The 13,053-nt window shown below is 68.3% G+C and carries 10 protein-coding genes; 7 read left to right on the top strand and 3 right to left on the bottom strand.

Annotation, left to right across the window (positions count from 1 at the left end; translation table 11 throughout):
* Window positions 1-10: 10 nt before the first annotated feature.
* Window positions 11-2,485, bottom strand: coding sequence for a DNA gyrase/topoisomerase IV subunit A (locus G5S38_RS02965; protein WP_165064056.1), 2,475 nt, complete (start codon window positions 2,483-2,485; stop codon window positions 11-13).
* 12 nt (window positions 2,486-2,497) lie between these two features.
* Here G5S38_RS02965 and G5S38_RS02960 point away from each other — a divergent pair, with 12 nt between their 5' ends.
* Window positions 2,498-3,637, top strand: coding sequence for an alkaline phosphatase family protein (locus tag G5S38_RS02960; protein ID WP_165064054.1), 1,140 nt, complete (start codon window positions 2,498-2,500; stop codon window positions 3,635-3,637).
* 131 nt (window positions 3,638-3,768) lie between these two features.
* On the opposite strand, the gene sepH is transcribed toward G5S38_RS02960, so the two are convergent.
* Window positions 3,769-4,953, bottom strand: a complete 1,185-nt coding sequence (gene sepH / locus G5S38_RS02955; protein ID WP_165064052.1) for a septation protein SepH — start codon at window positions 4,951-4,953, stop codon at window positions 3,769-3,771.
* Between the two features lie 201 nt (window positions 4,954-5,154).
* Here sepH and G5S38_RS02950 point away from each other — a divergent pair, with 201 nt between their 5' ends.
* Window positions 5,155-5,448, top strand: a complete 294-nt coding sequence (locus tag G5S38_RS02950) for a DUF4193 domain-containing protein (protein WP_165064049.1) — start codon at window positions 5,155-5,157, stop codon at window positions 5,446-5,448.
* Between the two features lie 34 nt (window positions 5,449-5,482).
* On the opposite strand, the gene G5S38_RS02945 is transcribed toward G5S38_RS02950, so the two are convergent.
* Window positions 5,483-5,953 carry a DUF3093 domain-containing protein gene (locus tag G5S38_RS02945; RefSeq protein WP_165064047.1) on the bottom strand — a complete coding sequence of 157 codons (471 nt, stop codon included), beginning with the start codon at window positions 5,951-5,953 and terminating at the stop codon, window positions 5,483-5,485.
* A gap of 39 nt (window positions 5,954-5,992) precedes the next feature.
* On the opposite strand from G5S38_RS02945, the gene dut reads away from it, so the two are divergent.
* The 5 genes from dut to dxs all read left to right on the top strand — a co-directional run bounded on the left by dut (window position 5,993) and on the right by dxs (window position 12,964).
* Window positions 5,993-6,466 carry a dUTP diphosphatase gene (gene dut / locus G5S38_RS02940; RefSeq protein ID WP_407943820.1) on the top strand — a complete coding sequence of 158 codons (474 nt, stop codon included), beginning with the start codon at window positions 5,993-5,995 and terminating at the stop codon, window positions 6,464-6,466.
* A gap of 5 nt (window positions 6,467-6,471) precedes the next feature.
* On the top strand, window positions 6,472-7,113 hold the full coding sequence (locus G5S38_RS02935) for a DUF3710 domain-containing protein (protein WP_235928875.1): 642 nt from the start codon (window positions 6,472-6,474) through the stop codon (window positions 7,111-7,113).
* On the top strand, window positions 7,110-7,865 hold the full coding sequence (locus G5S38_RS02930) for a DUF3159 domain-containing protein (protein ID WP_235928869.1): 756 nt from the start codon (window positions 7,110-7,112) through the stop codon (window positions 7,863-7,865). Before G5S38_RS02935 ends, G5S38_RS02930 begins: the two co-directional genes overlap by 4 nt.
* A gap of 205 nt (window positions 7,866-8,070) precedes the next feature.
* Entirely contained in the window at window positions 8,071-10,935 is a 2,865-nt protein-coding gene (gene acnA / locus G5S38_RS02925) for an aconitate hydratase AcnA (RefSeq protein ID WP_165064043.1), read from the top strand.
* Between the two features lie 10 nt (window positions 10,936-10,945).
* Window positions 10,946-12,964 (top strand): 1-deoxy-D-xylulose-5-phosphate synthase, encoded by a 2,019-nt coding sequence (dxs, locus tag G5S38_RS02920; protein WP_165064041.1) that lies wholly within the window; start codon window positions 10,946-10,948, stop codon window positions 12,962-12,964.
* Window positions 12,965-13,053 lie beyond the last annotated feature (89 nt).

The following is a 13,053-nucleotide window of genomic DNA, read 5'->3' as shown; positions in this document are numbered from 1 at the left end:
GCCGCGAACGTCAGGACGGCAGGATCGAGCGTCCGATCGAGCCGATGAAACCATCGAGCGGGACGCCGGATGCGTCGCGCCGCGATCTCGTCGTGGGAAGTTGCCTGATCGCACCGTCCGCAGCCGTCGCCACCGCGGGGGCGGTACCGACCCATGCCATCGTCAGCAGGTTTTCACCCTTGAGGAAGGAGTGCGCGCGCACGCCGCCGGTCGCCCGGCCCTTCGCGGGGAACTCGGCAATCGCGGAGACCTTCGCGCGCCCCGGGTCGACCCCGGGTATGGTCTCGGCGGAACGCGACACCGTGACGACGTCGACGTCCGCCGTCTGGTCGATGGCGTCGAAGAAGACCACCTCCGCCCCCGCGCCGAGCGTGATGCCAGCCATGCCGCCCGCACCGGTTCCCTGCGGGCGCACGGCGCCGGCGGAGAACCTCAGCAGCTGCGCGGCCGACGTGACGAATACCAGCTCGCCGGTGTCCGGGGCCTGGCCGACGCCGACCACCTCGTCGCGGGGCTTGAGGGCGATGATCTCGAGCTCGGGCTTGACCGGGAACGGTGCGGCGATGCGCTTGACGACCCCGAGCCTGGTGCCGACCGCGATCGGGTCGGCGGAGTCGAGCGAGACCAGCCCGACGACGTGCTCGCCCTTGCCCGCGAGCGCGATGTAGTCGGCGATCTTGACGCCGGCCCCGAGCTGGATCGAGTTCGCCGGGATACTCGGCAGGTCGACGGGGGAGAACCGGATCAGGCGGCCGAGGTTCGTGACGGCCCCGATCTCGGTGCGACTGGTCGTCTCGATCACCGAGCGGATCGCGTCGTGCTTGCTGCGACGGCGGGCGAGGCCGATCGCGGCATCCGCCGTCTCCTCCGGCAGGTCGACGCGGATGGCGCGTCCGGTGGTCGACAGGTAGACGAGGCAGGGGGTGTCGGCGATCTCCAGCACGGGCGCCGCACGCCGCGACGAGGCGGAGGCGATCGAGGGGCGCGCCTCGGTGAGCAGGGTGCGCCTCGGGGTGCCGAACTTCTCCGCCACCGCGTCGAGCTCGACGGCCACGACCTCGCGGATACGGTCGGGGTCGCCGAGGATGGCCTCCAGCTCGGCGATCTCGGCGCGCAGCCGGTCGCGCTCGGCCTCGAGCTCCACCCTGCTGAATCTCGTGAGGCGCCGCAGTCGCAACTCGAGGATGTACTCGGCCTGCAGGGTGCTGAGGTCGAAGACGTCCATCAGGCGTGCCCTGGCCTGCTCGCTGTCGTCGCTCGTGCGGATGACCTGGATGACCTCGTCGATGTCGAGGATGGCGACCAGCAGGCCGTCGACAAGGTGCAGGCGTTCCCGCTTGCGGGCGAGGCGGAACTCGCTGCGCCGCGTGATGACCGACAGTCGGTGGTCGAGGTACACCCGCAGCAGGTCGCGCAGCCCCATGGTGCGGGGACCGCAGTCGACGAGGGCCACGTTGTTGATGTTGAAGCTGTCTTCCAGCGGCGTGTAGCGGTACAGCTGCTCGAGCACCGCATCGGGGCTGAATCCGGTCTTGATGCCGATCACCAGGCGCAGTCCGCGGGTGCGGTCGGTGAGGTCAGTGACGTCGGAGATGCCCGTCAGCTTCTTCGAGTTGACGCCGTCCTTGATCTTGTCGATCACGCGCTCGGCGCCGACCAGGTACGGCAGCTCGGTCACGACGAGGCCGGACTTTCGCGGCGAGATGGCCTCGACGCTCACCTTGGCGCGGGTCTTGAAGGCACCGCGGCCAGTGGCATAGGCATCCTTGATGCCATCGAGCCCGCTGATCGTGCCACCGGTGGGCAGGTCGGGCCCTGGGACGAACGCCATGAGGTCGTCGAGCGTCGCCTCGGGGTGGTACAGCAGGTGCCTGGCGGCGCCGACCACCTCGATCAGGTTGTGCGGTGCCATGTTGGTGGCCATGCCGACCGCGATACCGCTCGCGCCGTTGACCAGCAGGTTCGGGATCGCGGCGGGCAGCACGGCGGGCTGCACGAGCTGGTTGTCGTAGTTGGGGATGAAGTCGACGACGTCTTCGTCGAGCCCGTCGGTCATCGCGAGGGCGGCGGCCTCGAGCCTCGCCTCGGTGTAGCGTGCGGCAGCCGGCCCGTCGTCGAGCGACCCGAAGTTGCCGTGGCCGTCGATGAGCGGCACCCGCATGATGAAGTCCTGCGTGAGGCGCACCATCGCGTCGTAGATCGAGGCGTCGCCGTGGGGATGCAGCTTGCCCATGACATCGCCGACCACGCGTGCCGACTTCACATGACCGCGTTCCGGACGCAGCCCCATCTCGGTCATCTGGTAGAGGATGCGGCGCTGCACCGGCTTGAGCCCGTCGCGAGCGTCTGGCAGGGCCCGCGAGTAGATGACGGAGTACGCATATTCGAGGAATGACCCCTGCATCTCGGTGGAGACGTCGATGTCGTCGATACGTTCGTGGGAGTCGCCCGTGCTGCCGCCGGCAGGAGAAGTCACTGTAGTCATAGGATTGCAATCATGCTACCGGCCGCGAAATCACACCGGTTCAGCCTCGCCGACGTTCTGCCCAGTTGCCTCTCCGCGATCCTGGGGGAGCAGAACACGCTCGGCCTCACCCGGACGCAGAAGGCCGTCGTGCTGCTCGTCGACGGTCTCGGCACCGAGGCCGTCGCGGCGAGGTCGGGCCACGCGCGCACCCTCGCGCCCATGATCACCAGGTCCACCACGATGAGGGCGGGCTTTCCCACCACCACGGCATCGTCGCTCGCGACCCTGACCACGGGAGAGCAGCCCGGCACGCACGGCCTGGTCGGCTACTCGGTGCTCGACACCGCACACGACCGCGTGGTGAACCAGCTGTCTGGATGGGACGCCCGCCTCGACCCGTTCACCTGGCAGCGTTCCCGCACGGTGTTCGAGAGGGCGATGGATGCCTCGGTGCCGAGCTTCGTCGTGGCATCCGAGCGCTACCGCAGCACGGGGTTCACCTCCGCCGTCCTGCGCGGGGCCGAGTACCGCGGAGCCGCGGACATCGAGTCACGGCTGGGCACGGCGCGCAGCATCCTCGACTCGATCACCACGGGCATCGTGTACGTCTACGCACCGGAACTCGACATGACGGCGCACGCCGAGGGCCTGGCATCCGACCGCTGGACCCGCCGCCTCGAGACGCTCGACGGCGCGGTGCGCGACTTCGCGGCGACCCTGCGTGCGGGGGAGGGCATGCTGCTCACCGCCGACCATGGCATCGTCGACATCCCCCAGCACGCACACGTGCTCTTCGACGAGACGGCGGCGCTCGTCGATGGCATTCGGTTCGTTGCGGGTGAACCGCGCTGCCTTCAGCTGTACTTCGAGCCAGACGCATCCATGGCCCTGAGGTCCCGCGTCGTGGAGCGGTGGCGCGTCGACGAGGGCGACCGGGCGTGGGTCGGCACGCGCGACGAGGCCGTGGCAGCCGGGTGGTTCGGCGGCGCCGTCGACCCCGAGGTGCTGCCGCGCATCGGCGACATCATCGTCGCCGCACGCAAGAACATCGCCTACTACGACTCGCGGTCACCCGACCAGGGCGGTCGCGGCATGATCGGGCAGCACGGGTCGCTGTCGTCGGCCGAGACGTCGATCCCGCTGCTGCGGTTCGGAGCGTTCGCGGCGTAGGCGAGCCGGGCCAGAGCACCGGGTCACGCCACTCGAGGGCAGGTCGCCAGCCGCGCCCAGCCCGCCAGCCCGCCAGCCCGTCGATCGGGCCAGACTATCGACCTGCCCAGACCATCGACCGAGCCGGACCGCTAGGCCAGGTCGTCGTCCGACTTTGCGCCGAAGACGATCTCGTCCCAGCTCGGCATCGCCGCGCGTCCCTTGCGGGCCGGTGCCTTGCTCGCGGGCGGTGCATAGGCCGGGGGCTGCGACTGCGCCACGGGCTGCGGTGCAGTCGTCGCGGTTCCGTTGTCGTCGAACACGTCGAGGGGCACGTCGGCCGCGCGGGTTCCCCCGGCAGACGACGGGTGCGCGGCGTGGGCTTCGTCGTCGTTCCAGGCGGCGGCGCTCTCGCGCTCCCCACGGCGGCGGCGCAGCGCCTCGAGCAGGTCGGCGGTCTGGCTCGACGCGGTGTCGTCTGCCGGCGCCCGGTTGATCGCGGCGGCCGCTACCTCCGGGGAGGACTCGGGGGCCCGACCGTAGGGCACGGCCTCGAGGTGCGACGCGGTGTCACGACCGGCGCCGTCTCGACCTGCACCGTCGCGGCCGGTACCTTCCCTGCCGCCCTCGCGCGCGGTGAACTCGCGCGCACTGAACTCGCGACCCGCGGTGTCGCCGCTACGGGCGGAACCGACGTCGAACGCCCCGCTGTCGAAGCGAGAGGCGTCGGCCACTCGCTCGTCGCCGCCGACCGCACGCAGGCGCGGGATCAGGCCACCGGGCATCTCGCCCTGCTGGGAGAGGGTCTTCGCCTCGCTGTTGAGGGGGGCGAGGGCAGAGCGCTTGGGCTCGTAGTGCCAGCGCGCGTCGTGGTCGATGTTGTCGGCGGTGAAGGCCAGCTTGACGATCCAACCCTCGCCCGATTCCTTCCAGCTCGCCCAGCGTTCGCCGGTCGCCCCGATGTCGAGCAGGCGGGCTCGGATGACCGAACCGAAGGTCGAGCCGGCGCCGGTGTCGGATTCGAGCGCGGTGTGCACGGCGACGCCGAGGGCGGTCTCGATGACGTGCTCGCGTTCCGCGAGCACCGGGCCCTCGAACTTGCGCACGTAGTCGATCGAGACACCGGTGGAGTCGGCGACCTCCTCGGCAGACATACCGGAGCGGATGTGCCCCTGGATCTCGCGCGGGGTGAGCTTGCGGCTACCCGGGGGTTCGGCTGGGCTCTGGCGGAGGCGAGACTTCAGCACTTCGTCGACTGCCAGGCGGAAGCGGGTTCCGTCTTCTGACGCGACGATGAGGATGCCGTTCTCTACTCCGATGACTCTGAGGTCTTGCATGCGAAATGACCTTTCGGGGTATATCGAGTGCCCCTAGATTGTCACGTCCTGGAGGGGTCCGTGGGGAATAGAGCGGGCGCGCCGCAAGTTGACTGCGAGGCGCCCACGAGGGCACCGCGCGACGGTTTGCTATTCCCCATCAATTCATGCAAACTGTGGCCGCCTTTTGAATAACAACCCGCTGAACAGGACTGGACAGGCATGGCAACCGACTATGACGCCCCCCGCAAGACCGACGATGATTCCGAGTCGATCGAGGCACTGAAGGAGCGCGTTCCGGACAAGATGTCGGGTGTTGTCGACGTCGATGACTCCGACAACCCCGGTGGATTCGAACTCCCCGGCGCCGACCTCTCCGACCTCGACCTCGATGTCGTCGTGCTTCCCCCGCAGGCCGACGAATTCACCTGCGTGAGCTGCTTCCTGGTGAAGCACCGTTCGCAGATCGACCACACCGAGAAGCTCGGGGCAATCTGCATGGAGTGCGCCGCGTAGAGCGCCAGCACGCCGGTACGACGCCGCCGGTTCCCTATCGGGAGCCGGCGGTTTTTGCTGTCGCGATGGCGTCGGCGACGGCGGCCGGACGCCGGGTGGAGATGAGCCAGTACGGCGCGGGGTCGCTCTCGTCGGTGACCGGCACCTTCACGACCGGACCGATCCAGCCGCGGATCACCAGCCACGCGCGCGCATCGAGCTGCGGGCCACGCTGCGCCGTGGCATCCACTCCCGTGAATCCGGTGGGAGTACCCGCGAGCTCGAGGGGAAGGCGCGCCCTGCCCGCCGTGAGATGCGTGCGGTCGACCATAATGACGGGCGCGGTCGCGATCAGCAGGGTGTTGATGCCGACGAAGAACACGACGGCGGTGATCCAGCCGACCGCGATGTTGATGGGAAGGAACACCAGCAGGCTGGCCGGAATGACCAGCACGGTGGGGAGCACGACGGCCAGTGATGGCCAGAGGCGTTCGCGGTAAAGGGGCTCTGGCGCGGGTTGTTGCATGTGCCTATTCGATCAGATTCCCTGCACTACCCTCGTCACGTGCCAGAAAACGTGGATGTTCTGATCTCGCTCGGCGCCCCAGGCACCCAGGCGATGCCCTCCTATTCCCACCCGGGAGACGCCGGCGCCGACCTGTCGTCTGCGGAGGCGGTCGTGCTCGCGCCAGGTGAGCGGGTCACCATCGGCACCGGGGTGTCGATCGCGCTGCCAAACGGGTACGTCGGCTTCGTGGTGCCGCGTAGCGGGCTCGCATCCCGGCATGGCATCACGATCGTGAACAGCCCCGGGACGGTGGATGCCGGCTACCGGGGCGAGCTTCGGGTGACACTGCTCAACACCGATAGCTCGGTGCCGTATTCTGTCGCAGTCGGAGACCGCATAGCCCAGCTCGTGGTGATGCCCGTCACGACGGTGCACTTCGTCGAGGCGAAGGCGCTCCCAGACAGCCCGCGTGGCGAGTCGGGGTTCGGTTCGACCGGATACCGACATGAAGAACGAGGAGACAACCCGTGACCGACATCTCTGCCGTGGATCGCGACGGATCCGAGCAGGATCGCGCCGACGCCATCGACACCGCCAAGTCCGCCCCCGTCGACCGCGACATCGAGGGGCCGCTCGACGAGACCGAGGCGAACGCGGTTCGCCCCTACATCGACCTCGGCGGTGTCAAGGTGCTGCCGCGCGAGGGACTGCACCTGCGCCTCGAGGTGGAGGAGGGCAGCAAGCGCGTCGTCGCCATCGCCCTCGACTACGCCGAGTCGACCCTCCAGCTCCAGCCGTTCGCCGCCCCCCGCTCGACGGGGTTATGGAACGAGATCCGCCAGCAGATCGCCGACCAGATCCGCAAGCAGGGCGGAACCACGACGGCCGCCGACGGTACCTTCGGGCCGGAACTACGCGCCGAGATCCCGACGGTCGCGCCGTCCGGTGACAGCTCAACCCGCCTCGCGCGCTTCATCGGCGTCGACGGCCCTCGCTGGTTCCTTCGCGGGGTGATCGCCGGCAAGGCCGTGGTCGACGCCGACGCCGCCGCGAAGATCGACGACCTGTTCCGCAGCGTGGTTGTCGTGCGCGGATCGACCCCGATGCCGCCCCGCGACCTGATTCCCCTGCAGATGCCCAAGGCCGTCAAGGCCGCGGCCCTCCCCGACGCACCGTGACCGACGCCCCGGGGGCCCCGCAGCACCCTGACCGGTCAGACGACCAGGTGGATGCCGCGGCGCCGAGCATGCGCGACGCCTTCGCCGGTGCGATGCGCGGTTCGGGCCTGGGGCAGGTCGCACCAGGAGAGATGCCGACCGCGAAGTCGCTGCTGGCCGCAGTCGGGGGAGTCCGCGGCCTCGTCGAGGCCATCCTGCCCGCGCTCGGCTTCCTCGTCATCTACACGATCACCGGCGAACTGGTGCCGTCCGTGCTGTTCCCGGTGGCGGTCGCGGTGGTGTTCGTGGTCATCCGCCTCGTATCGCGCACCCCGGTGACGCAGGCGTTCGCCGGTGTGGCGGGCGTCGGTGTCTCTGCCGTGCTCGCGCTGATGACGGGCAACGCAGAAGACAACTTCCTGCCGGGCATCATCACGAACGTCATCTCGCTCACGGTGGTGCTGGTCAGCCTCCTCGTGCGGTACCCGATCATCGGGCTGATCGTCGGAGTGCTGAGCAACGAGGGACTCGACTGGCGCCGCGATCGCGCGAAACGCCGCGTGCTCACGGTCGCGACCGTGATGTGGGCGGGGCTATTCGCGCTCCGCCTGGCCGTAGCCGTACCTCTCTATCTGGCGCAGGAGGTCGAGCTGCTCGCGGCGACCAAGCTCATCCTCGGCGTGCCGCTCTATGCCGTGCTGGTCTGGGTCACCTGGATGCTCGTGCAGTCCGTGTACCGGCGCGATACCGCCGAAGGCACTGCTCCCGCCTAGAGCCGACACCCCGGCGGAGCGAGGCCCCGGCTGCCCGCGCGCCGCGGTCGCGCGACACCACGTGATGTGCGAAACTATCTTGACATCAAGATAGTTTCGGCTGTTCGGCCGACCAGCTCCAGTCTTGCCAGACTTAGGCTTGCCTTGGTGGCACGCCCCGAATCCGGCGGCAAGGATTGGCACACGTCAAAGGGAGACTCACGTCATGTCTGCAGTCAATAGCTTCGATTCAAGAGATACGCTCACCGTCGGTTCCGCGGACTACGAGGTCTTCCGGCTCGACAAGGTTGCCGGAGCAGAGAAGCTCCCGTTCAGCCTCAAGATCCTGCTGGAGAACCTGCTCCGCACCGAAGACGGGGCCAACGTCACCCGGTCGCAGATCGAGGCGCTCGGCGCCTGGTCGCCGAGCGCCGACCCCGACACCGAGATCCAGTTCACCCCCGCGCGGGTGGTGATGCAGGACTTCACCGGCGTGCCGTGCATCGTGGACCTCGCCACCATGCGCGAGGCCGTCGCCGAGCTCGGTGGCGACCCCACCAAGATCAACCCCCTCGCTCCCGCGGAGCTCGTGATCGACCACTCGGTCATCGCCGACCTCTTCGGAACCGCCGACGCCCTCGAGCGCAACGTCGAGATCGAGTACCAGCGCAACGGTGAGCGCTACCAGTTCCTTCGCTGGGGGCAGACCGCATTCGACGACTTCAAGGTCGTTCCGCCCGGCACCGGAATCGTGCACCAGGTCAACATCGAGTACCTTGCCCGTGTCACGTACACCCGCGAGGTCGCCGCGACCGACGGGGGTGCGGGATCCACCGTGCTGCAGGCCTACCCGGACACCTGCGTCGGAACCGACTCGCACACCACGATGGTCAACGGCCTCGGCGTGCTCGGCTGGGGCGTCGGCGGCATCGAGGCCGAGGCCGCGATGCTCGGGCAGCCCGTGTCGATGCTCATCCCCAAGGTCGTCGGCTTCAAGCTCTCCGGCACCATCCCCACCGGCGTGACCGCGACCGACGTCGTGCTCACCATTACGCAGATGCTGCGCCAGCACGGCGTCGTCGGCAAGTTCGTCGAGTTCTATGGACCGGGCGTCGCCTCGGTGCCGCTCGCCAACCGCGCCACCATCGGCAACATGAGCCCCGAGTTCGGCTCGACCGCCGCGATGTTCCCGATCGACGACGTGACCCTCGACTACCTGCGCCTCACCGGGCGCAGCGAGGAGCAGGTCGCCCTCGTCGAGCAGTACTCCAAGCTGCAGACGCTGTGGCACGACCCCGAGACCGAGGCGTCGTACAGCGAGTACATCGAGCTCGACCTCGGCACCGTCGTGCCCTCGATCGCCGGACCGAAGCGCCCGCAGGACCGCGTCGAGCTGAGCCGCGCCAAGGAGCAGTTCGAGCTCGACCTCAACGCCTACGCGTCGGTCGACCACACCGTCGTCGATGACGCCATCGAGGGCACCTTCCCCGCGTCCGACCCGATCGGGTTCACCGCGGAGGACGACGACACGGCACCCGTCACGCCGACCTACTCGAGCCACGCGCCATCCACCTCGTCCAAGCCGACCAAGGTCACCCTCGACGGCGGTGCCAACTTCACCATCGACCACGGCTCCGTCGCCATCGCCGCCATCACGTCGTGCACCAACACGTCGAACCCGTCGGTCATGCTCGCCGCGGGCCTCCTGGCGCGCAACGCGAGCAAGCTGGGCCTCAAGGCCAAGCCGTGGGTCAAGACAACCCTCGCCCCCGGGTCGAAGGTCGTCACCGACTACTACGAGAAGGCCGGCCTCACGAGCTACCTCGAGGACCTCGGCTTCTATACGGTCGGCTATGGCTGCACCACCTGTATCGGAAACTCCGGTCCGCTCGAAGACGAGATCTCGGCGGCCGTGAACGACAACGACCTCGCCGTCACCGCCGTGCTCTCCGGTAACCGCAACTTCGAGGGCCGCATCAACCCCGATGTCAAGATGAACTACCTCGCGAGCCCGCCCCTCGTGATCGCCTACGCCCTCGCCGGGTCGATGAACTTCGACTTCGAGAACGACGCGCTCGGCACGGCGACCGACGGGTCCGAGGTGTTCCTCAAGGACATCTGGCCCGACGCCGCCGAGGTCCAGGCCACCATCGACTCGTCGATCGACACCGAGATGTTCACCCACGAGTACGCGGGTGTCTTCGACGGCGACGAGCGCTGGCGTTCACTCCCCACCCCGACTGGGCCGACCTTCGAGTGGGACTCCGAGTCGACCTACGTGCGCAAGCCCCCGTACTTCGACGGCATGACCATCGAGACCACCCCGGTCACCGATATCGTCGGCGCCCGGGTGCTGGCCAAGCTGGGCGACTCGGTCACCACCGACCACATCAGCCCGGCAGGGAACATCAAGGCCGACAGCCCGGCCGGCCGTTACCTCGACGAGCACGGCGTCGACCGCAAGGACTACAACTCCTACGGGTCGCGCCGCGGAAACCACGAGGTGATGATCCGCGGAACCTTCGCGAATATCCGCCTGAAGAACCAGCTGCTCGAGGGCGTCGAGGGCGGGTTCACGGTGGACTTCTCGAAGATGGATGCCCCGCAGTCGACCATCTACGACGCATCCTCGAACTACCAGGCCAACGGCACGCCACTCGTGATCCTCGGCGGCAAGGAGTACGGCTCCGGATCGTCCCGCGACTGGGCGGCGAAGGGAACGAGCCTGCTCGGCGTCAAGGCGGTCATCACCGAGAGCTTCGAGCGCATCCACCGCTCGAACCTGATCGGCATGGGCGTCATCCCGCTGCAGTTCCCCGATGGCGAGACCTGGGACACCCTGGGCCTCGACGGTACCGAGGTCATCAGCGTCACGGGAATCGAGGAGCTCAACTCCGGCACGACGCCGCGCACCGTGCGCGTTGTCGCAGCGCCCAGCGAGCACTCCGCCGAGGGCAAGCCGGTCGTCGAGTTCGACGCCGTCGTGCGTATCGATACGCCGGGCGAAGCGGACTACTACCGCAACGGCGGCATCCTGCAGTATGTGCTGCGGTCGCTCGTCGCTCCCGGAACTCGCACCGACCAGAAGTAGACTCGCGAGTATGACGTTGCTTGAGAACATCCGCGGTCCGCGCGACCTCGACGCCCTCTCATCGGAGCAACTCGTACAGCTGGCATCCGAGATCAGGCGCTTCCTGATCACGGAGGTGTCGAAGACCGGTGGACACCTGGGTCCCAACCTGGGTGTGGTCGAACTGACCATGGCCATCCACCGGGTCTTCGACTCCCCGAAAGACCCGATCGTGTTCGACACCGGTCACCAGTCCTACGTGCACAAGCTGCTGACGGGTCGCCAGGATTTCGAGCTGCTACGGGAACGCGGTGGTCTCGCCGGTTATCCGCAGCGCTCCGAGTCCGAGCACGACGTCGTCGAGAGTTCGCACGCCTCGAGCTCGCTGTCGTGGGCGGACGGCATCTCGCGCTCGTTCGCGATGACCGGACAGAACGACCGGCACGTCATCGCCGTGGTGGGAGACGGTGCCCTCACCGGCGGCATGACGTGGGAAGCGCTGAACAACATCAGCGACGACAACAGTCGCAAGCTGATCATCGTGGTGAACGACAATGGGCGTTCCTACGCGCCCACCATCGGCGGCATGGCGCGCTTCCTCAACACCGTGCGCACCCGGCGCTCGTACCGCGACCTGTACCTCTCGAGCAAGCAGTTGTTCGACAACTTCGGCAAGCCGGGCCAGGCCATCTACCGCGGCGTCCGCGGTGGCCTGCACGGCTTCCTGTCTCGGGTCTCGAACAACGAGGCGCTGTACTCCAACCTCGACATCAAGTACATCGGACCGGTGCACGGCCACGACATCGACGCGCTCACCGAGGCGATGGAGCAGGCCAAGAACTACGGCGCCCCCGTCATCGTGCACGCCATCACCCAGAAGGGCCGCGGGTACGAGCCGGCCCTCTCCGACCTCGCCGACCAGTTCCACGCCGTGGGCCAGATCGACCCGGAGACGGGCGAGCCCATCGGCGCTCCCGACAAGCCGTCATGGACCTCGGTGTTCAGCGACGAGATCGTCGCCCTCGCCGACAAGAACGACCGTATCGTGGGCATCACCGCGGCCATGTTGCGCCCGACCGGACTGCACAAGTTCCAGGAGAAGTACCCCGACCGCGTGCTCGACGTCGGCATCGCCGAGCAGCACGCCGTCACCTCGGCCGCCGGAATGGCGTTCGGTGGGCTGCACCCGGTGGTCGCCCTGTACGCCACGTTCATCAACCGCGCGTTCGACCAGGTACTGATGGACGTCGCGCTGCACAAGGCGGGCGTGACCTTCGTGCTCGACCGCGCCGGCGTGACCGGCCCGGACGGACCGAGCCACCACGGCATGTGGGACCTCGCGATCCTGCAGGTAATCCCGCATATCCGCCTGAGTGCCCCGCGCGATGCGACGCGCCTCAAGGAGGAGCTCGGCGAGGCAGTCGCGGTGGATGACGCGCCCACCGTCGTGCGCTATTCCAAGGGCAGCGTCGGCACCGAGATCGACGCCGTGCGTCGCCTCGACGACGGCGTCGACGTGTTGTTCGAATCCGAACGCCGAGACGTGCTCATCGTCACGGTCGGGCAGATGGCCGAGATGGGCCTCGAGGTCGCAGAGCGCCTCGCCGCGCAGGGCATCGGATCCACCGTGGTCGACCCGCGATGGGTTGTTCCAGTTCCGAAGAGCCTCATCGGACTGGCCGCAGACCACCGCCTCGTGATCTCGATCGAAGACGGAATCCGGGTCGGCGGAGTCGGTACCCGCATTCGCCAGGAGCTCCGGGCCGCCGGGGTCGACACCGCGGTGACCGAGCTGGGGCTGCCAGACGAGTTCCTCGAGCACGGGTCCCGCGCCGAGATCCTCGAGCAGGTCGGACTCACCCCGCAGCGCATCGCCCGCGACGTGGTCGACCAGGTGCTCGGCAGCAAGATCCCGGTCGCCCGGCCGCTGCCTGACGACGGTGGGCCGCAGCACGGCGTGCACGACGACGCCGGGACCCACGATGCCCAGAACACCGGCGCCCACAATAGTGGCGCGCACAACACCGGCGCGCACAAGCACGGCGACTGACGCCAGGCACAGACAGAAGGCGCCGGACCCTCGGGTCCGGCGCCTTCTGTCTGCCACGGGATGTCTGCTACGGGCCAGCCGCTACGGGC

Source organism: Marisediminicola senii (assembly GCF_011057645.1).
Taxonomy (GTDB): domain Bacteria; phylum Actinomycetota; class Actinomycetes; order Actinomycetales; family Microbacteriaceae; genus Marisediminicola; species Marisediminicola senii.
The sequence above is the reverse complement of the archived record's forward strand: the minus strand, read 5'-3'. Positions and strand labels throughout refer to the sequence as shown.